This window comes from Methylobacterium sp. NEAU K, from assembly GCF_030700285.1.
Classification (GTDB): Bacteria; Pseudomonadota; Alphaproteobacteria; order Rhizobiales; family Beijerinckiaceae; genus Methylobacterium.
Genome location: NZ_JAUYZJ010000017.1, coordinates 41,875 through 61,885, shown reverse-complemented (window position 1 = coordinate 61,885; position 20,011 = coordinate 41,875). Strand labels below are relative to the sequence as shown.

Annotated in this window: 18 protein-coding genes, 1 pseudogene and 1 other annotated feature; of the genes and pseudogenes, 14 read left to right on the top strand and 5 right to left on the bottom strand. The window is 64.8% G+C overall.

Annotated elements, in window-relative coordinates:
* Positions 1-425: 425 nt before the first annotated feature.
* Positions 426-1,541, bottom strand: coding sequence for an acyltransferase (locus tag Q8W67_RS15190; protein ID WP_305546909.1), 1,116 nt, complete (start codon positions 1,539-1,541; stop codon positions 426-428).
* A 9-nt stretch (positions 1,542-1,550) separates the two neighbouring features.
* A complete protein-coding gene (locus Q8W67_RS15185; RefSeq protein ID WP_305546907.1) occupies positions 1,551-2,651 on the bottom strand; it encodes a bifunctional 2-polyprenyl-6-hydroxyphenol methylase/3-demethylubiquinol 3-O-methyltransferase UbiG in 1,101 nt (366 codons plus the stop codon).
* Positions 2,652-3,241: 590 nt separating this feature from the next.
* On the opposite strand from Q8W67_RS15185, the gene Q8W67_RS15180 reads away from it, so the two are divergent.
* From Q8W67_RS15180 to Q8W67_RS15165, 4 genes are read left to right on the top strand one after another with little or no spacing between them, the layout of a single operon-like run.
* The gene (locus Q8W67_RS15180) at positions 3,242-3,586 is read left to right on the top strand and encodes a helix-turn-helix transcriptional regulator (RefSeq protein WP_305547012.1); all 345 of its coding nucleotides are present in this window, start codon (positions 3,242-3,244) and stop codon (positions 3,584-3,586) included.
* The gene (locus Q8W67_RS15175) at positions 3,570-4,019 is read left to right on the top strand and encodes an SRPBCC domain-containing protein (protein WP_305546905.1); all 450 of its coding nucleotides are present in this window, start codon (positions 3,570-3,572) and stop codon (positions 4,017-4,019) included. The genes Q8W67_RS15180 and Q8W67_RS15175 overlap by 17 nt, the downstream gene beginning before the upstream one ends.
* Positions 4,020-4,041: 22 nt before the next feature.
* The gene (locus Q8W67_RS15170; protein WP_305546903.1) at positions 4,042-4,278 is read left to right on the top strand and encodes a hypothetical protein; all 237 of its coding nucleotides are present in this window, start codon (positions 4,042-4,044) and stop codon (positions 4,276-4,278) included.
* The gene (locus Q8W67_RS15165) at positions 4,275-5,789 is read left to right on the top strand and encodes a sodium:solute symporter (RefSeq protein ID WP_305546901.1); all 1,515 of its coding nucleotides are present in this window, start codon (positions 4,275-4,277) and stop codon (positions 5,787-5,789) included. The genes Q8W67_RS15170 and Q8W67_RS15165 overlap by 4 nt, the downstream gene beginning before the upstream one ends.
* 182 nt (positions 5,790-5,971) lie before the next feature.
* Here Q8W67_RS15165 and Q8W67_RS15160 read toward each other — a convergent pair.
* Positions 5,972-7,163, bottom strand: a pseudogene (locus Q8W67_RS15160) (IS3 family transposase).
* Positions 6,766-6,882, bottom strand: a sequence feature (AL1L pseudoknot). It overlaps the preceding pseudogene by 117 nt.
* Positions 7,164-7,500: 337 nt before the next feature.
* On the bottom strand, positions 7,501-8,634 hold the full coding sequence (locus tag Q8W67_RS15155) for a branched-chain amino acid ABC transporter substrate-binding protein (protein ID WP_305546899.1): 1,134 nt from the start codon (positions 8,632-8,634) through the stop codon (positions 7,501-7,503).
* 285 nt (positions 8,635-8,919) lie between these two features.
* Between Q8W67_RS15155 and Q8W67_RS15150 the strand changes: the two genes are divergently transcribed.
* The 10 genes from Q8W67_RS15150 to Q8W67_RS15105 all read left to right on the top strand — a co-directional run bounded on the left by Q8W67_RS15150 (position 8,920) and on the right by Q8W67_RS15105 (position 18,283).
* On the top strand, positions 8,920-9,837 hold the full coding sequence (locus tag Q8W67_RS15150) for a branched-chain amino acid ABC transporter permease (protein ID WP_305546897.1): 918 nt from the start codon (positions 8,920-8,922) through the stop codon (positions 9,835-9,837).
* 4 nt (positions 9,838-9,841) lie between these two features.
* Positions 9,842-11,041: a branched-chain amino acid ABC transporter permease gene (locus tag Q8W67_RS15145; RefSeq protein ID WP_305546895.1), complete on the top strand. Its 1,200-nt coding sequence runs from the start codon at positions 9,842-9,844 to the stop codon at positions 11,039-11,041.
* Positions 11,042-11,043: 2 nt separating this feature from the next.
* Positions 11,044-11,856, top strand: a complete 813-nt coding sequence (locus tag Q8W67_RS15140) for an ABC transporter ATP-binding protein (protein ID WP_305546892.1) — start codon at positions 11,044-11,046, stop codon at positions 11,854-11,856.
* On the top strand, positions 11,843-12,538 hold the full coding sequence (locus Q8W67_RS15135) for an ABC transporter ATP-binding protein (protein WP_305546890.1): 696 nt from the start codon (positions 11,843-11,845) through the stop codon (positions 12,536-12,538). Before Q8W67_RS15140 ends, Q8W67_RS15135 begins: the two co-directional genes overlap by 14 nt.
* A gap of 41 nt (positions 12,539-12,579) precedes the next feature.
* On the top strand, positions 12,580-13,728 hold the full coding sequence (gene argE / locus Q8W67_RS15130) for an acetylornithine deacetylase (RefSeq protein ID WP_305546888.1): 1,149 nt from the start codon (positions 12,580-12,582) through the stop codon (positions 13,726-13,728).
* Positions 13,729-13,874: 146 nt separating this feature from the next.
* Positions 13,875-15,146, top strand: a complete 1,272-nt coding sequence (locus tag Q8W67_RS15125; RefSeq protein ID WP_305546886.1) for an NAD(P)/FAD-dependent oxidoreductase — start codon at positions 13,875-13,877, stop codon at positions 15,144-15,146.
* A gap of 44 nt (positions 15,147-15,190) precedes the next feature.
* Positions 15,191-15,616, top strand: coding sequence for a RidA family protein (locus tag Q8W67_RS15120; RefSeq protein WP_305546884.1), 426 nt, complete (start codon positions 15,191-15,193; stop codon positions 15,614-15,616).
* The gene (locus Q8W67_RS15115; RefSeq protein WP_305546881.1) at positions 15,613-16,287 is read left to right on the top strand and encodes a DUF1028 domain-containing protein; all 675 of its coding nucleotides are present in this window, start codon (positions 15,613-15,615) and stop codon (positions 16,285-16,287) included. The genes Q8W67_RS15120 and Q8W67_RS15115 overlap by 4 nt, the downstream gene beginning before the upstream one ends.
* Before the next feature lie 60 nt (positions 16,288-16,347).
* Positions 16,348-17,298: a LysR family transcriptional regulator gene (locus Q8W67_RS15110; RefSeq protein WP_305546879.1), complete on the top strand. Its 951-nt coding sequence runs from the start codon at positions 16,348-16,350 to the stop codon at positions 17,296-17,298.
* A gap of 382 nt (positions 17,299-17,680) precedes the next feature.
* Entirely contained in the window at positions 17,681-18,283 is a 603-nt protein-coding gene (locus Q8W67_RS15105; RefSeq protein WP_305546877.1) for a hypothetical protein, read from the top strand.
* A 203-nt stretch (positions 18,284-18,486) separates the two neighbouring features.
* On the opposite strand, the gene Q8W67_RS15100 is transcribed toward Q8W67_RS15105, so the two are convergent.
* Entirely contained in the window at positions 18,487-19,758 is a 1,272-nt protein-coding gene (locus Q8W67_RS15100) for a glycosyltransferase (protein WP_305546875.1), read from the bottom strand.
* Between the last annotated feature and the right edge of the window lie 253 nt (positions 19,759-20,011).

Genomic DNA, 20,011 nt, shown 5'->3' with positions numbered 1-20,011 from the left:
AACGTCCGACAGTCCGACCATGCCCACTTCGCCAACAGGGTCCCACCCTTATGCGTAAGACCGGATTGGGTGGATTTCTGCCGGTCCGCTTCCGAGCGGCAAAGGCATCAGAGCGGACGTCGCCGTCCGCCCGCTCACGACCCCAAGCGGCTCGTGACGGCACGGGCGCCGAACGTCCGGTTGCGAGCGTTTTCCGGATACTGGGTTTCCCGCCAGCATTTTCAGACATCCGCCATGGCGGCTCCCGCGCCGCTCGCGCGGTATCGCTCGGATATGGGGGAAATGATCGCTTTGCCGACGCATAACTCTGTGCTGCTCGGAACGTTTCGTTCCGTAAGACGGTCTAGAGGCATTGCATATTTTAACTTGCAGCTAAAAAATAACACGGCCTCCCATGAGGCGCCTTCACCACGTGCGGTATGCCGCTACCTAATCTGCAGATCGGCCCCACAAGTCCCCGCATGCGCCACTCGATTTGAGCGCAGGAGCGCACGGACAGGGCGTTCAAGCAGCCGCCAGGACAGTTCAGCCAGCACCAGTGTGATGCTCAGCTCAATTACCATCATAACCGAATGTCTGAGCTGAATATGGATGCCGACGAGCGGCAGGAGACGATCGGCGTGGATCACCGGATGGAACAGGTAAGCACCGTAGCTGATGAGGCCGATCTCGCGGATCCAGGAAATTTCAAGGAGACGCACAATCCTACTGTACTGGCATTGGATGATCTGCACTAGCAGGAGGGCCATTAGAAGTCCGCTGGGACGGCCCACGACCGGCCATAACCCCGTGTCCGCGACCCCCAGCGGCAATGCCACGAGGGCCGTAAGGACGAGAACGATCGCAGCATCATTGGCAAGCCGGCGCGGCAGCGGACACTCGGCCCAGAGCCCAGCAAGGCCACCGAGAGCCAGAAGCCCCAGGTTGGCGGCGGTGTCGACGTCGAAGCTGACGATCCAGGCCCCTCTCACCCAGAGAAAGACATGAGCCAGCACACTGACGCCAATTAGACATAGGCAGAGCTTGGCAAAATGCCGTCGGGGAAGGAGGAGCGCGAGCGGCGCGAACGCGAGATAAAACTGCTCTTCGACAGCGAGACTCCAGAGGTGGCCAAGATCGGTTCGCCAGCCATGCCACTCAATGTAGATATTGGCGAGGTAAAACCAGTTCGCCAACTGTCGGTCTTCCTCGCCGAGGTCGACCAATCTCCTGAGAGCGAGCACCGATAGAACGGTGAGGAAGACGTAATAGACTGGAGTGATGCGTGCGGTCCGCCTGAGATAGAAGGCTTTGAGGGCCATGGAGAAGCTCGACGTCCCGGCCTCGATCTCGTCTCGAGACCTAGCCAAGATTCGGGCGATCAGGAAGCCGCTGAGGACGAAGAACAACCATACACCGGCGGATCCGAGCGCATCTGTCCACGGAGCTGGCGCCTTGTGGCTGATAAAAACCATCAGGAACGCCGCAGCACGCAGGCCATCGAAGCCGAGAACGCGTCGATGCAGTGAGACCGAGCTTACCTTTTTCTGGTGCTTGGACACAAATTCAACTCACGAGCGGAGGAATTTTTCATTTGTAACGATCTTACGGCCGGTAGCTAAACGGTAGGCGAGCTTAATCACGCGTACGGGTGTCGGAAACCTAACTCTCTGAAGTGTGAATATTGACCTCCGCATAGGGGCGCTAATGAAATTTTTGCCATTGTGAAGCTTATGACGGATCGTTCCGGGAACGATCCGCTGGTAGCAATGCGTAACAGAGTTAAGCGTTGTTATATTAATAAAACCTCGTTTCTGAAGTCGGCAGTCGAGATCTATGGCATCATGATAGAGGTGGGATGCGCTAGCCTCAGAGTCACGTGCCCGGATATCAAAATTTGCGAATAGCCATCCGCCAGCGTGGAGCGCTCGATGCAGCTGATCGATGGTGTCATCAAAATCAGTCACATGGACAAGCGTATCGAGGGCGGTAATACAGTCGTATGTGTTCTCAGGCAGCGTTTCATTGTTGAGATCGATGTATCTTGCGGTGTCACCGCGGCGCTCAAGCCGCCAGCGGGCAAAATCCAGGAGCGGACACGATACATCTGCGAGACTGGTCTCGAAGCCAAGACGCCGGAAAAGCTGACTGGTGACGCCCACGCCGGATCCGAAATCGAGGTGCCGCCGCCCGCTGCTATGTTCCAATACAAATCTCGATGTCATAACTGCGGCTGGAAAACTATGACCAGTTGCTTGTAGATAAGCATACCACATTAAGTCGAAGGACCATGATTTTGTTGTGTTATAGAAATCGCGTATGCCTAGATTTGTAGTCCTGTCCGCCGATTTCCATTCCTCAACGCTCCATTTCTCCCAATGCAGGCATTTCTCTCTGCATTCTTCAGACGAGATTTGATAATAGGCCGAAAGATCGTTGAGCACGGACTCCCGTATTCTCAATGTTCCAATCCGGATAGCGTCACGGAACAGCTCCATTTCGACGCTCTGCCAGGCCTCCCGCTGGGATTTGGTCCAAGCTGCTGGATCAGGGACGGCCTGTTCCTCAGGATCCGCATGCATTCCCTGCGCATCCTGAAGGGGAATCAAAATGATATTTGCGATCTTCTGTAGGAAGGATTTTTTGGAAATGGAAGGCGCCTGAATGTCCATCTGAATCTTCCATCAGTTTGAATTGTCCCGACGCATAAACCGGATTATTCTTGTTAGCCAATATAGGCATACGTAAGTATCATAAATTCGGCAAAAAGACGTAGGTGAATATATTCCAATAAATTGTGTATTTATTCTGCCGACAATTTAGTCATCGGCAGCGACTGGACGTGTCGAAATGTTGCTAAGGCGCCAATCGATTTTGAGCCAACAAAATGTTGGCCGCGGGCATTTGCTCCTATAAGCGTTCCATACCCGCGCAGACGGCGAAGCTTCGCTTCGGACGGTCCGTAGGCACTCCTTAGGCGTATCGCTCAAGGCAAAGTAAGAAGGTCGCTTACGGATCAGAGTCTCAGGCGGCTGAATATCTGGGATTGGCTTGAATCGGACCTTCGTCGCGCGATAGCCGAAAAGCTGCTATCCGCCCCAAGCCGACCTTGAACGGCGGCCGACATATGACCGCTTTTGGGAAGCTCTGGCGATCTTCAGCATGCCCGAGAAGGGTCGTTTGCGACGATCCGCTTCCGAGCGGCCAGGAATTTCAGATTGACCTCTTGCGCTCACCAGACCGTCCTGCAATTATAAACCATATGGTTGAGCAACCGCAGTCGGCCCTGGACGGCGTCTTCCATGCCCTCGCCGATCCAACGCGCAGGGCCATGGTCCATCAGCTCGCGTCCGGTGAACGCACCGTTTCCGAACTCGCCGAGCCCTACGCCATGTCGCTGGCCGCCGCCTCCAAGCATGTGAAGGTGCTGGAAGGGGCTGGACTCATCCATCGCGAGATCGAAGGCCGGGTGCATCGCTGCTCGCTTGAGCGCGAACCCCTCGTGCGAGCGCTCTCCTGGCTGCGGACCTACACCGATTTCTGGGACGCACGGCTCGATGCTCTCGACGATCTGCTGAACGCCGAGAACGATGATGACCGACACTGACGCCGCCGTCGTCCTCATCCGCACGTTCCGGGCGACCTGCGATAAGCTCTACCGGGCCTGGACCGACCCGCTGATGATCCAGCGTTGGCTCGCGCCTGGCGCGAACGTGGTCGAGCAGGCCGAGACCGATCTCCGGGTCGGCGGACGCTTCGAGTTGTGGACCCGCGGGCCGGACGGCGCACAGCACCGGATCAGCGGCCGTTATCAGGAGCTCGAACCGGGCCGGCGCATCGTCCAGACCTGGATCTATGACGGCCCCCTCGACTTGCTGCCGGGCGAGGAGACGTTGCTCCAGATCGATTTCATCCCACAGGATGACGGCACCAGCGAGATGCGCCTGACCCACAGGCGGATCGCCCGTGCCGATGTCCGCGAAGCCTACCGAGAGGATTGGCCGAGCTGCTTCGACAAGCTCGAACCCGTGCTTCACTAGAACAATAAAACGAGGAAACGCCATGCTGAAACAAGGCTCACCTGCGCCACTCCGGCGCGGGATGGTCAAACTGTGGTTCGCGCTCGACGCCATCGTCGCGCTAACCCCGCCGCTCTACTGGGCGGCTGACGGCCGCACGACCCCAATTGCCGGGATCCCGACCGCCCTCTTCTACTTCCTCGCCGTCAGCCTGTGCATCACCGCGAGCCTGATCGCCGCCTACCTGCTCGACGCGGCCGATGCCAGGAGTGCGGCATGATCGTCACCTTCGGCATGCTCGCCCTGTTCTTCGCCGGCGTCGTCTGGGTGCTCCAACGCAACCGCACTGTCGACCAATCCTTCACCGACTACGCCGTGGGCGGCCGGTCTTTCGGCGCGCGCTACCAGGCGATGTCGTTCCTCAACACCTGGTACCCGGGCTCGATGTTCACCGCCTTCGGCGCGCTCTCGGTCACGGCCGGGGTGATGTCGTTCTACGTCCTGTCCTACTCGCTCCTGACCGTGGTGCTGCTGTTCGTGCTCGCCCGGCCCGTCTGGATCTGGGGCAAGGCCTACGATCTGCGCACCCAGGGCGACCTGTTCGCGCTGCGCTACGGATCGCGCCACATCCGCACAGTGGCCGCCCTGATCGGCATCGTTTCGGGCCTGCCCTGGCTAGTGCTCGGCATGCAGGCGCTCGGCAACCTGTTCCAGGCCATGTCGCTCGGCGCGCTGTCGTTCTCGATCTCGGTGGTTGTCGGCGTGCTCGTCATCGCCTTGCGGCAGGTCTGGACGGTGCGCCTGGGCATGCGCGGCGTCGTCATCTCGGATTACCTGCAAGGCATCGTTGCCTATATCGGCGGCGGCCTGATGCTCGTCGCGCTGATCGTCTGGCTGATGGTAGCTCGTGGCAGCACCCTCACCACACTCGACCCGAAGATGTTCGCGATCCCGAGCTTCGGGTCCAAGGAAGGTCCGCTCTATCTTTTCGCGCTGATGTTCACCGGCGCGCTCGGCGGCTGGTGCTGGCCCTACATCTTCGTGCGCCTATTCACGGCCGATGGCGTCCACACCCTGAAGAAGTCGGCCGCCCTCGCCGTGCCGCTGACCTTCATGTTTGGGGTGGCGCTGCTGATCTTCGGCATGCTCGCCTCGAAAGTGCCAGAGGCGGTGGCCAAGCCCGACGACGTCTGGTTCATCGTCTCCCAGCAGGCCGGCGGCCTTGTGCTGCTGGGCCTTGCCGGCGTCGTGCTGCTGGCTGCCTCGATGGGGCATACGGACGGGAACATACAGGCCTATGGCGCGCAGCTCGCCAACGACCTCGTCGGCAACTATGTCCAGCTCGAACAGCGGCAGATGATCGTCATCGCCAAGGTCGGCATGCTGCTGCTGACCCTGCTCGCCTCTTGGCTCGCCACCCTGACGCTGCCGGCGCTGTTCTCGCTGGCGGTGCTGGCCTACCAGGGCATCATCCAGCTCTCGGTCCCGCAGTTCCTCGGCATCTTCTGGAAGCGTGGGAACCGGCAGGGCGCGTTCGCCGGCATGATCCTGGGCTTCGTCACCGCGGTCGGGCTGGAGTTCGCCTATGGCGGGCACTTGCCCTTCGGCTATGGCCTGACCTCCGGCTGCTTCGGCCTGGTCGTCAATCTGCTCGTCTACGTCGCCTGCGCCTATCTGCTCCCGCACTCGGCCGACGAACAGCGCCGGATCGAGGACCTGTTCGCGGTCGTGCGGGCCAGGAGAGAAAGGCAGGCGGAGGTAAACCCTCAGACCCGACCGGTTCTGGCCTGAGGAGGCTCGCGATGGGAAGCTTCTACACGTCCGAGCAACGGGCGCTGCAGGACCGCTTCGGCACGCGCCGGCTGGCGGACACGCAAGAGCGGGCGATCGTCAGCGACTGAACCGCCCCGGGATTTTCGGAGGCAGTTTGGTTTGGATCAAGCGGCCAAGGCTTGGACCTCGGCCTGGGCATATTAGCGCGCTTCCGCCTCGGCGGGAGGGATGTTGCCGATCGGTTCAAGCAACGTGCGGTGGTTGAACCACTCCACCCATTCGAGGGTGGCGAACTCGACGGCCTCGAACGAGCGCCACGGCCCGCGTCGGTAGATCACCTCGGCCTTGAACAGACTGATCACCGTCTCGGCGAGAGCGTTAATCGTAGGTGTCGCCGACGCTGCCGACGGAGGGTTCGATGCCCGCCTCGGCGACGCGCTCGGTGTAGCGGATGCTCACGTATTGCGATCCGCGGTCGGAGTGACAGACGAGACCGCTGCCGGCGAAGGGGCGGCGCTCGTGCAGGGCCTGCTCAAGGGCATCGCGCACGAAGTCCGCCCAGGCTGAGCGCGACACGCGCCAGCCCACAATCCGGCGGGCGAAGACGTCGATCACGGAGGCCACGTAGACGAAGCCGCCTCAGGTCGCCACGTAGGTGAAATCCGCGACCCATAGCCGGTTCGGGCACTCGGCCTTGAACTGCCGGTTGACCCGTCGAGCGGGCAAGCCGCGGCCGGGTCGAGAACGGTCGTGCGAACTCTGCGTCCTCGGACGACGCCTTGCAGGCCCATCGTCCGCATCAGCCGGACCACCGTGCACCGCGCCAACGCGATCCCCTCGCGGGCGAGTTCCCGCCAGACCTTGCCCACGCCGTAGACCCGGAAGTTGGCCTCTTACACGCGCCGGATCTCGTTCATGAGCGCCGCATCCCGCCTGGCTCGGGCCGGTAGCCTTGCGGGATCGGCCGCCGCGCAGCATGGGCGTGATACGTCGACGGGGCGATCGACAGGACCCTGCAGATCGGCTCGACCCCGCCAGTGGCGCGATGCTCGTCGATGAAGGCGATCATCTCCGTGATCGGCGGTCGAGCTCCGCCACCGCAAAATAAGCGGATGCCTTCCTCAGGATCTCATTGGCCAGCCGGAGTTCGCGCACTTCCCGCTCCAGCGCCTTGATCCGCTCGCGCTCGTCCGTCGTCTGCCCGGCCTGCACGCCCCAGTCACGTTCGGCCTATCTCACCCAGTTGCGTAGCGTCTCACCGGAGCGGCCGATCTTGGCGGCGATCGAGCGGAGCGCTCCATCCTGCGAGTCGTGCTCGCCCTGGTGCTCCAGCACCATCCGCACCGCGCGTTCGCGGACCTCAGGAGAAAAGGGTGGGGTATGCTTCGTCATGGCTCCAGTCTCTCAAGAGTTGGAGCCTCCGGGAAACCCGGGGCGGTTCAACATTGCGACGCGATGATTAAGTGCCTGAATCGCACCAACGATGGTCTCTCATCCGTGACGACTGAGCGCTCGGCACGAGGAGCCGCCGGTACGAAGCCCGCAGTCGCGAGATCAGTGGATCATCGTGTTCCGAGCCGAACATAGTCCGAGAGGCCCCGATACGCGAGGCGTTGCCTGCCCGTCCTCAAAAAGTGTCCCCAAACACGCGAGATTGGAGACCCATCGCCGGCTATACTTTGCCGTGCCTTCGTGAGGCGCAGTAGAATTTATTGCAACCGAGTTCTATTTACTGTGTCGTCCAGCTGCCGTTCTTTACGGCGCGCAGTTCGAGCTCGACCGGAAGCTTGGTCTGGCCATTCTCGTCGAAGCTGGTGTGACCCATGGCGCCGTCGTACTGCGTCTCGCGGATCGCCTTCGCGATGGCGGCCTTGTCCTTCGTGCCCGCCTTCTTCAACGCTTCGATGATGATGTTGGCCGCGTCGAAGGCATTCTTCGTGTAGGTCGTCGCAGGCTCGGAGAACTTGGCCGCTTGGTAATCCTGCGTCAGCTTCGCGAGTTGCGGATTGCCCTTCTCCTTCGCGATGCCGGCGATGGTGCCTTCAGCCGCCGGGCCTGCGATCTTGATGAACTCGGCGTCGTGGAAACCGTCGACACCGATCATGGGCGCGGTCATTCCGAGTTCCGCCATCTGCTGGCGGACGAGGGCGGCCTCCGTCACGACGCCGCCAAAATAGATGGCGTCCGGCGACAAGGGCTTGATCTTGGTCAGCAGCGCTCGGAAATCGGTCGTGCCGACCGGCGCGGCCTCCGTGGCGACGATCTTGCCACCTGCCGCCGTGTAGAACTTCTCGAAATTCTTCGTGTTCGCTGCCCCGTAATCGCTCGTGTCGGACACAATGGCGATCGACTTACCGATGTTCTTCGCCGCCCAGGCGGCCAGCGGCTCGTTGGTGTTGACCAGCGTCGTCACCACCCGGGAAATCATGGGGTTGTTGCGCTCGGTGATCTTTGGCGAGATCGCGCCCCAGACGACAAAGGGGACGCCGGCGCGCTGGAAGACCGGGATGGTCGCGAGCGCGACGCCGCTGTTCCAGTGCCCGGTCGCCGCAACGACCTGGCTGTCGTTCGTCAGCTTCAAGGCGGCGGACACGCCGGTTTGCGGATTGGCGGCGTCGTCGAGAATGACCGGCTCGATTTTGAAGGGCAGGCCCGCGGCGTTGGCTTGGTCGATCGCGAGCTGGAAGCCGTTGCGTGCGGAGAGACCCTGCTGGGCATTGCCGCCCGATAGCGGGCCGATGAAGCCGATCTTCACGCTCTCTTGGGCGAACGCGCCGCTCGCGCCGCCGGCCAGGATCGCGGCGGTCGCCAGCGCGAGGACAGCGCCAAACCGGCCCGCAAGAAACCTGGATCTAGAGCGCATTGACCCCTCCCTCAAAGGCGCCCGCGGCGGGCGCGTCGGCTCGGGCGACCCTCCGGCGGCCCACGCTCAAGCATCCGTTCTTCGATACCGCAGGCAAATCGGATGTTTGGAAGCCGAGGTGCTTTTTTTCCGAAGCAGCTGCGAGGGCGCCGGAGCGCCTGTTCCTTTCGCTGCGGCGAAGCGCAGGTTCAAAAAATTTAACCCCTGTCCCTCCCTTCCCCGGTCTACGGTCCGCGGAAGAGCCGGCACCCGCGTGGCCAGCCGCACGTTCGGGCGAGGGAGTATATGGCCGCGCAGATCACACAGCAGCTCCTGAATTTCATTACTCTCGGCGCGATCTACGCCCTTATTGCCGTCGGCTTCAGCCTGCTCTTCGGGGTGCTCAATATCATCCATTTCTCGCACGCGGACGTCGCACTGACGGCGCCGTTCCTGGCGCTCGCCATCGTGCCGGTGCTCGGCGGCGCCTTCGGAGTGGCCCCGCTCCCGGTCGGGTTCGCGCTGGCGGCTCTGCTCGCAGTTCTGGTGACGGGTGCCCTGGGCGGTGCGCTCTACGCCACGATCATCAAGCGGTTCCGTAACGCGCCCGCCATGATGGCGCTGGTGGCCACCGTCGCCCTCGGCATCGTGCTGCGCGAGCTGATACGGCATGTGTTTCCGAACGGCTCGAACCCCCACGCTATCCCGCGCCTCTTCACGGGCAGCATCGACCTGTTCGGGACCGCGGTGCCGCTGTTCAGCCTCGTGGCGATCACGGTGTCGGTCCTGTGCGTGGGCAGCCTCTTCCTGGTTCTCGGCCGGACCCGGCTCGGCCTGCACATCCGGGCAGTGTCGCAGGACCGCGACGCGGCACGCCTCATGGCGATCTCGCCGGAGCGGATCTTCCTGCTCACCTTCTTCATCGCATCGGCCATCGGCGCGTTGGGCGGCCTGTTCTTCGCGGGCTACGCGGGCATCGTCCGCTTCGATTTCAGCATCGATGTGGGGCTCATCGGCTTCTCGGCGGCGGTGGCGGGGGGCCTCGGCTCGATGCCGGGCGCGATCATCGGCAGCCTGCTCATCGCCGGCATCGACACCTTGGTGCAGGCCACCATCCCGAATGGCGCCTCCTATCGCCTCGTCTTCGTCTTCCTGCTGGTGATTGCCGTGCTGGTCTTTCGTCCAAGCGGGCTCCTGGGCCGCACCGTCGTCGAGAAGGTCTGAGACGATGTTCGCATCGACCCCTGCGTCGAATCCCGCCCCGGCGGCCGTCGCCAGCCCCGCCGTCACAGCGCCCCGGGCCATCGCCCTGGTCGCAGCGATCGAGATCGCGGGTGCCCTGTTCCTGCGCCAGTTCCTGCTCGCCGAGGATTGGCGCGTCGTCGTCGCGCTGCTCGTCCTGTTCGGCGCCGCGCTCGTCGCCATGCAGTATCGCCCGGCTTTGGAGGCACGGATCGAGACCGCCTTCGCCGATCAGGCGCGCTTCGCCATCCTGCTCGGTCTCGTCATCGTCCTCGCCTTCCCCTTCGTCGTGGAGAGGAGCACCTATGCGCTGCACCTCCTCGTCCTGGCGCAGCTCTACGCCGTGCTGGCGCTGGCGCTGAACTTTCAGCTCGGCAGCGCCAACATCCCGAACTTCGCGACCGGCGCCTCCTACGGGATCGGCGCCTACGCCTCGGCGCTCCTGGCGCTGAACTGGGACGTCAGCTTCTGGCTCGCCCTGCCGGCCGCCGCGATCGTCGCCACGTTCTTCGGATTCCTGCTCGGCGTTCCCTCGATGCGCACGCGGGAGAGCTATCTGGCGCTGGTCACGATCGCCTTCGGCGTCGTGATCCACCAACTCCTGAACAACCTCGACTTCACCGGCGGCCCGAACGGCCTCGTCGGCATCCCGGTACCCGAGCTGTTCGGGCATTCCTTCGCCGCGCCACTGGTCATCTTCGGCTACGAGCTGCCGTCGCAGGCGAACTTCTACTATCTCTCGGCGGTGCTCGTCGGGATCGCGATCCTGTTTGCCCGGCGCGTGCACGATTCGCGGGTGGGTCTCGCATGGAACGCGATCCGGGCGGACGAGCTCGCGGCGCGCTGTCAGGGCATCAACACGACCTGGTACAAGGTCCTGGCCTTCGCGGTCGATGCGTTCCTGGCGGGGTTTGCCGGCACGATCTACGCGTTCTACGTCGGCTTCATCTCGCCCGACAATTTCACCTTCCTGGTCTCGGTGACCATCATGACGATGGTCATCGCCGGCGGCATGGACAACACGCTCGGCGTCATCGTCGGCGCTTTCCTGCTCACGCTGCTGCCGGAGAAACTGCGCGCCTTCTCCGATTACCGGATCTTGTTTTTCGGCGTGACGGTGATCGCCTTCCTGATGATCCGGCCGCAGGGCATCTTCCCGCAGCGCCTGCGTCGCTACGGAGCCTGACCATGCGCGCCACCGACGCGGTCCCCGTCGTCCTGGAGGGACAGAACCTCACCATGCGCTTCGGCGGCCTCGTGGCGATGGCGGAGGTCGACTTCACCCTGCGACAGGGCGAGATCCTCGGCATCATCGGCCCGAACGGGGCCGGCAAGTCGACGCTCCTGAACATCATCACCGGGCTCTACAAGCCGTCCTCCGGGACGGTACGGCTCGCAGGCGAGCGGATCGACGGGATGCCCGCCCACCGGATCGTCGCCCGGGGTATCGCGCGCACCTTCCAGTCGAGCCGCCTGTTCGGCGACCTCTCGGTGATCGACAACGTCGTGATCGGCCGGCACGCGCACATGAGAAGCGGCCTGCTCGACGCCATCCTGCGCCGGGGCCGCGCGCAGGCCGAGTTGCACGACGCGGCCGAGCGCGCAGCCACCCTGCTCAAGGCTGTCTCCCGCGATCTCTACGCGCAACGCCACCGCCCGGCCGCCGAACTGCCGCAGGCCGACCGGCGGCGCCTCGAGATCGCCCGGGCATTGGCGAGCGAGCCGCGAGTGCTCCTCCTCGACGAGCCGTCCTCCGGCATGGACGACGCGGACACCGACGCGCTGATGGCCGACATCCGGGCGATCTGTGCGGAGCGGCCGAACCTCGCACTCATGATCATCGAACACGACATGCGCCTCGTCGCATCCCTGCCGCACCGCGTGCTGGTGCTCGATTACGGCCAGAAGCTCGCCGAAGGTACCTACGAAGACGTGCGCCAGATCCCCCGGGTGCAGGAAGCCTATCTCGGCAGAAAGGTGGTCCGGCATGCTCACGCTTGAGGGCGTCGACACCACTTACGGCGCGGTCGCGATGCTGCGCGACGTCTCCTTCGAGGTGGCGGAGGGCGAGCTGGTCTGCATCCTGGGGCCCAACGGCGCCGGCAAGACCACGACCTTCCGCGCCCTGTCGGGCCTCCTGCCGCTGGCGCGCGGGCGCGTGCGCATCATGGGGAAGGACATTGCCGGCCTGCGCACCGAGGCGCTGAGCGGCCTCGGGGTCGGCTTCGTGCCGGAGGGACGGCGGCTCTTCGCCGACATCACGGTCCGCGACAACATCCGCCTCGGCTTCGAGGCGCAGCGCGCCAGCGATTTCGCCGCCCGGCTAGAGGAGATGCTGGAGCTGTTCCCCCGCGTGCGCGAGCGCATCGGGCAGCGGGCGGGGACTCTCTCGGGCGGCGAGCAGGCGATGGTGGCGCTCGCCCGGGCCCTCATCGGCAAGCCGCGGCTCGTCGTGATGGACGAGCCATCGCTCGGCCTCTCGCCCAAGCTGATCGACGAATATTTCGACACCGTCGCCGAAGTGAACCGACAGGGTACGACGGTCCTCCTCATTGAGCAGAATGCCGAGACGGCGCTCTCGATCGCTCATCGGGGCGTCATGCTGGTGAAGGGCCGCGTCGTCGCGGCCGGCAGCGCCCGCGAACTTCTCGACACCGACGCCGTCCGGCATCTCTACCTGTGATCGCCGTCACGGCGAGGCAGGCAAGCCGGGAAGGGGACGCGATGGACACGCTCACGTTGCTCGATCGGTTGATTGCATTCGAGACGGTGAGCCGGGGCCCGAACCGACCCCTGATCGACTTCGTGCGCACCGTCCTCGCCGAGCACGGGATCGCTGCCGAACTTGTCGAGGCCGAAGACGGGGGCAAGGCCAACCTCTTCTGTACGATCGGGCCGAGCGACCGCCCCGGTATCATGCTGTCGGGCCATACCGACGTCGTGCCGGTCACCGGCCAGGATTGGACGAGCGATCCGTTCCGGCTGCGCATCGCGGACGGGCGCGCCTACGGCCGCGGCGCCGCCGACATGAAGGGCTTCGTCGCCTCGGCCCTCGCGATGGCCATGCGGGCCGCCGGCCGCGATCTCGCCGTGCCCCTCCACCTCGCCTTCAGTCACGACGAGGAGATCGGCTGCGTCGGCGTGCGCTCCCTGATCGACCGCCTCGCCGCACGGGGCTTCCGCCCGCGCCTCACCATCGTCGGCGAGCCGACCGGAATGCGCATCGCCACCGGCCACAAGGGTAAGCTGGCCGCCCGCGCCACTTGCCGCGGGGTCGCCGGCCACTCGGCCCTCGCGCCGCAGGCCCTCAACGCGATCCATCTCGCCTGCGATGTCGTCGGCGCCCTGCGCGCCCGCCAGGATGCACTGGCCGAGAGCGGCGCCCGCGACCCCGACTACGCGGTGCCCTACACGACGATCCATGTCGGACAGATCGCGGGCGGCACCGCGCTCAACATCGTGCCGAACCGCTGCACCCTCGATTTCGAGATCCGCAACGTCGCGGCGGACAATCCCGAGACGATTCTCGCCGAGATCGTCGCCGCCGGCGAGGCGATCGCGGCCGCGCAGCAGGCCGACTTTCCCGAGGCCCGCATCGCGATCGAGCGGCTCAACGCCTATCCCGGCCTCGCGACGCCCGTCGACTCCGAGGCCGTGGCGTTTCTGGGTTCCCTGGTCGGGTCCGGCGAGACCCACAAGGTGGCCTTCGGCACGGAAGGCGGGCTCTTCGCCGGCCACCTCGGCACGCCGACCCTCGTCTGCGGTCCGGGCTCTATGGACCAGGGGCATAAGCCCGACGAGTTCGTCACCCTCGCGCAACTCGCGGCGTGCGACGCCATGATGGACCGCCTCCTCGACCGGCTGGCGGCGTGAGCGCCTCCACCCTCCGCCTGCAGGTGTGTCGCGGCATTTCGGGAAAACCGAAGCACGGCCAACCCGAAATGTAATGGGCGAGGTCTGGTCCGAAAGATAACGTGCCGGTGGACGTGTCTCAGCGACCAATACCGGAAGAGTCAACGATGTCTGTCGAGACGGTGGATACGCTGGTCGTCGGTGCCGGCCAGGCGGGCGTGGCGATGAGCGAGCATCTGAGCCGGTGTAGCATCGGCCATCTCGTGCTCGAACGGGGCCGGATTGCCGAGCGCTGGCGCTCCGCCCGCTGGGACTCGCTGGTCGCCAACGGCCCCGCCTGGCACGACCGCTTCCCCGGCCTCGAGTTTCCCGGCACCGATCCCGATGCGTTCGTCGGCAAGGAGCAGGTGGCCGATTACTTCGAGACCTATGCCCGCATGGTCGATGCGCCGATCCGCTGCGGCGTGGAGGTGCGCGAGGTCCGCAAGCTAGCGCGGCGCCCCGGCTTCCGCGTCGAGACGTCGACGGGCGTGATCGAGGCGCTGAGCGTGGTGGCGGCGACAGGGCCCTTCCAGAACCCGGTCATCCCGCCCCTGGTCCCAGAGACACCGGGCCTGACCCAGATCCATTCGAGCGGCTATCGCAATCCCCGCGATCTGGCGGAAGGCGCCGTTCTCGTCGTCGGCGCGGGCTCGTCGGGGGGCCAGATCGCGGACGAATTGCTGCGCGCCGGCCGGACGGTCTATCTATCGGTCGGGCCGCACGACCGTCCGCCACGGGTCTATCGCGGGCGCGATTTCTGCTGGTGGCTCGGCGTCCTCGGCAAATGGGACGCCGCGACCCCGGGCCCCGGTGCCGAGCACGTGACCATCGCGGTCAGCGGCGCCCGCGGCGGCGAGACGGTCGATTTCCGCCGGCTCGCGGCGCAGGGAATGCTCCTCGTCGGCCGGACGGAATCCTGCCGCGACGGCGTGCTCACCTTCGCGCCCGATCTCGTCGACAATCTCGCGCGGGGCGATGCCAATTACCTGTCGGTGCTCGATGAGGCCGACGCCTATGTCGCCCGCAACGGCCTCGACCTCCCGGACGACCCCGGGGCCCGCGCGATCGTGCCGGACTCGCCCTGCGTGACCGACCCGATCCGGAGCCTCGACCTGGCGGAAGCGGGGATCACCACCATCATCTGGGCGACGGGTTTCGCCGCGGATTACCGGTGGCTCGCCGTCGATGCCTTCGACGAGCGGGGCCGGCCAAAGCACCAGCGCGGCGTCTCGGCGGAGCCCGGCATCTACTTTCTGGGTCTGCCCTGGCAGTCGCGGCGGGGATCGAGCTTCATCTGGGGCGTCTGGCACGACGCCGCGTATGTCGCCGACCACATCGCCACGCAGCGCCGGTATCTGGCCTACCACGCGGCCGCGAGCCGCGAGGCGGCCGCCTGACGCGGCTTGCCGGACCCCCGATTCCCTCTTTCCAGGAAAGCCCGATGGTGCACACGCGGATCCGACCGTTCAATACGAAGGATACCTATCCGGAACAGAAGCTCGACAACGACCTCTGCCACGCGGTCGTCACCCGTGGCGGCCGGACGGTCTACCTGCGCGGCCAGTGCCCGCAGGATCTCGACACGGCGCAGAACATCGCCAGCCACGATCCCGTCGAGCAGACCCACAAGGTGATGCAGAACATCCGCCAGCTCATCGAGGAGTGCGGCGGCCGGATGGAGCATCTGGTCAAGGTGGTGGTCTACATCACCGACGTGCGCCACCGCGAGGCGATCTACCGGACCATGGGCGAGTACATCCGCGGCGTGCACCCGGTCTCGACGGGCCTTGTCGTCCAGGCCCTGGCGCGACCTGAATGGCTGGTCGAGATCGACGGCACCGCCGTCATTCCGGACGACGTGCCATGACATTCTCGATCGCGGCGCGCTGCGCCGAAACCGGCATGTTCGGCGTCGCCGTCTCCTCGTCCTCCCCCGCCGTCGCGGCGCGGTGCGCTCACGCCCGCGCGGGCGTCGGCGCCGTCGCCAGCCAGAACGTCACCGATCCATCGCTCGGCACCCGCGCCCTCGACCTGCTCCGTCTCGGCGCCAGCGCCGAGCAGGTCATCGGAGTGCTGCGCGGATCCGCGCCGCACATGGACTTTCGCCAGGTACTGGTGGTCGATGCGCAGGGAGGGTCGGCGATCCATTCGGGCCCCCGGGCGCTCGGAATCTGGGCCGAGGCGCGGGCCGCGAACGTGGCCTGCGGTGGCAATCTCCTGGCCGATCCGGGTGTGCCCCAGGCGATGGTCGAGGCCTTCGGGCGAGCGAGCGGCCCCCTCGGCGACCGCCTGATCGCAGCGATGCGGGCCGCGCTCGCTGCCGGCGGTGAGGCCGGCCCCGTCCACTCGGCCGGCATGATGCTGGTGCGCGAGGTCCCGTGGCCCGTGGCGGACCTCCGGATCGACTGGACCGAGGAGTGCCCGATTGCCGGTCTCGCCGCGCTTTGGGAGCGCTACAAGCCGCAGCTCGACGATTATGTGACCCGCGCCCGCGATCCCTCCGCCGCCCCGAGCTACGGCGTGCCGGGCGACCTCTAGGCCCCCGGCGGCCCGGCGCGCTGCTACCGGGCCGCCGGGCCGCATGGTATGAGCCGTCACATGCGGTTCACCTTGCGACAGCTCGAATACTTCATCGCTGCCGGTGAAACCGGAAGCATCACGCTGGCCTCGGAACGGATCCACATCTCGCCGCCCTCCATCTCCACGGCGATCTCGCATCTTGAGAAGGAGCTGAACGCGCAGCTCTTCGTGCGTCACCATGCGCAGGGCCTGTCTCTTACATCGGCAGGGCGAACGCTGCTTAGCGAGGCGAAGCGCGTCGTCGCGCAGGCCGAAGGGCTGTATACCGTCGCTTCGCAGACGAGCCTGACCGTGCGCGGCTCGCTCTCAGTCGGCTGCATGGTGACGCTCGCGCCGATGCTGGTGCCGGAATTGAGCCAGTCCTTCATGACGGCGTTCCCAGCCGTCCAGGTAAGCCACGTCGAGGGGCATCAGGAAGATCTGCTTGAGGGCCTGCGCCGCTGTGAGACCGACATCGCCCTGATCTACGACCTGCAGCTTGCCGACGACATCGCATTCCACCCCCTCGTCAGCCTGCCGCCCTACGCGGTCGTCTCCGACAAGCACCGGCTCGCCGCGCAGGCGGCAGCCACGCTGCAAGAGTTGGCGGAGGAGGCCCTCGTCCTGCTCGACCTGCCCTTGAGCCGGGAATACTTCATGGCACTCTTCCTGAATGAGGGGCTGGTGCCGCGTGTCGCCGCGCGCTCGGCGCATCAGGACGTCGTCCGGACGATGGTCGCTAACGGTTTTGGCTACGCCCTCTTCAACGCACGGCCGAAATCGAGCCAAGCGCTCGACGGGCGCGGCCTGACCTCGGTCCGCATCGTGGGCGAGCACCGTCCGATGACGATCGGTGTCGCGACGCTGCGCGAGTTGCAGCCTTCGCGGCTGGTCGAGGCCTTTCACGCCCATTGTCGGGCTCACATCTCGCGCTCGTACATCCCCGGAATGATCGCTCCGGTCGGTTCAGAGCGGGTACGCGTCGAGTAATTTGAGGGAGGATGCTCGGTCTGGCCGCCTCGTCCGGACGTGGCGGCTTTTCTGGTAGCATAATACGCGTCATCTCGGGCGTGACCGGTCGATAACCAATATAGACTTGCGTGCCTCCGATCCGACATTTGTGAAAATACGCTCGACATCGACCTCGACGAAAAGGCAGTCTCCGGCCTCCGCCCAAACCCCACGCTCAGCTCGGATCCGGCCGACCGCTCGCGCTACCGCATTGCGATGTTGCGCGAGGCCACCCCCGCGGCGGCTCGCAGACTATCCACGACGCCTTCCATGTCGGGCGCCGGGTGCGGTTCACGCCCCCGCGCAACCACGTCGCGCCGGCCCAGGCCCCCACCACCTGCTGATCGCGGGCGGCACTGGCGTGACGCCGATCATCGCGATGGCCTACGCTCTCGCGGCCAGGGTGGAGGATTTCGCCTGGCACTCCTGCGCTTACAACGGCGTCACCGCACCGTTCCTGGTGGAACTGGAAGCTGGCTCGTTCGGCAATAGCCTCCAAATGCATCTGAGTGGCGAGGAGAACGGCCGCGTTTCGATCCCCAGTTGTGCTGGCAGCCGAACCCAGCTCCATCCACACCTATGTCTTCGGGAGCATGCGCCTGCAGGACGGCGGTGCGGCGCCGCCGATCTCAGCGGGGGCATGGCCCACCTCCACCGCAAACGCTTCAAAGCCGATGTCGACCGCTGGGGCGACGCGTTCCACATCACTACGGCGCGCTCCGGGATCCTTGTCGAAATTACGCCCGAGCGCAGCGTCTGCCAAGTGCGGGCCAAGCATGGGGTCGAGATCGAAGTCTCCTATGAGCAGAGATTGTGCGGCACCTGCGTGACTTGTTCGCTCGACGGAGTGGTCGATCATCGGGATCTGTTCCTGTCTGAAGTCGATAAGTCCCGGGGGCACCATCACGATATGCTGTTCTATTGGAGCAGCTCGGCTTGTGAGTCTGAGTTGCGCCATCAATAGACCTTGACTCGTCGCCGAAAAGCCAGCCTTCAACTCGCGCCTACAGATGTCATTCTGGCTGTTTTCCGCGGTTGACCGATCTCGGCAGTTCGTGCCGGAAATAGCGTCTAATCGAATTCCAGAGCGCCTGACAGCGGTCAATCGGAATGACACCAAGGCAGTCGCGTTACGACGAATTTGCGGAAGCTGACCAATGAATCGATTTAGTCAACTGATCTTCCAGCTAGGTCGTCGACCGCCGTGAGGATCTCGTGACCGGCGTTAACGCGGCTAAACGCATCGGCGGTCTCGGCGGTGCGGCGTCGGAATGCAGGTTCGTCGAGCACGTGCAGGATTGCCAAGCGAAGGGCCTCTACGGACGGCACGTCTGTCGCAAGGTCGATCCCGACACCCGACCAACTAATGCGCGCGCCGACCTCGGCCTTGTCCTCCGTCCGGCCGGCCGAGACGATAGGTACGCCCGCAGCGAGCGCCTGCGATACGCTGCCGTAGCCGCCATTGGTCACGAGTAGGTCCACCTTCGGCAACAGCAGGTCGAAAGGCAGAAAGCTCGCAGCCCGGGCGTTTGGCGGCAGGCTGCCGCGAAGGGAGTCCAAAGGGCGGCCGCCGGTTGTCGCAACGACGAGGAGGTCGCCTCGGTCAGCAAGCGCAGCCAGCGTCGGTTCAACCAGCGCCCCAAAATCTGAGTTGGCGAGTGTGCCTTGCGTAACAAGGACGACGCGCTTGCTCCCATCGAGTTCGTGCCACCACGCGGGCAGCGGGATGTCGGTATGGGGACTGGGCAGCAGACCGACGAAGCGCAGGCCGGGCGGAAGCACCCCGAAGTCATACTCGAAGGCCGGAACAGTCGGCTGGAGGAAGAGGTCCGGCAACACAACGATCGAGTGCGGAAGCGAGGCCGGCAACGGCCGCAGTCCAAGCTCCGCAAGGAGCACATCGGTATGCGCACGCACGGGATTGACGAAGGCAGCGTCCGTGCCCGCCTTCAACGCTGCGTAGCGCACTCTCTCGGCGGCGTCCTTGGCTGGGGGTAGGCCGGCACCCACCGGCGCTTGGTCGGGCCGATCGAGGAAGAGGAAGCTCACGTTCAGGACAGCAATCGGTGGCCGCGCCCGCGTATCGAGGAGCAGGGGCAGGACGCCAAGGAACAGGCTGCCGGCGATCACGACATCGGGCCGATGATCCGCGATCAACCTTCGCAGGCCCGCAGCCTGGCCCGGCATGCCGTTAATGAAGCGCTGCTCGAACTCGTGCCGCCAGCGTTCCGGTCCTGGCGGCAGATCGACGTCGAGGTAAGCGGCAGCGCCCCCATCATTGCAGGGGGCGAAACGCAGTCCTGCCGCCTCGATCCGAGACTGAAAGGTCTCGGACGTGGTGAACAGCACGTCGTCGCCGCGGGCGTGCAGCCGGTGACCGATGGCCAGTAGCGGATTGACGTGTCCCGTCAGGGCAGAAGCTGCGATCAGGACCCTCATATTGAACCTGACTCTGCTTGTGTAAACCGCGCACTTCAGCGCACGACTTCGCTCATAAAGGCCCTAGTTGCGTTGCGTCGGCTCTCCACGACCAACTTCGGCTACGGCCTGTCACAATTTGTCTGGCATGAATTCCGCCGCGTCCACATCCGCTGAGTACGAGCCACGGCCGAGCACGAGTTCGAGCTTGCTGGTGCCGGCGGCCTCAACCTTGTGGGCGATCACGCCTATGAAGATCGCTAATTTCTCAACA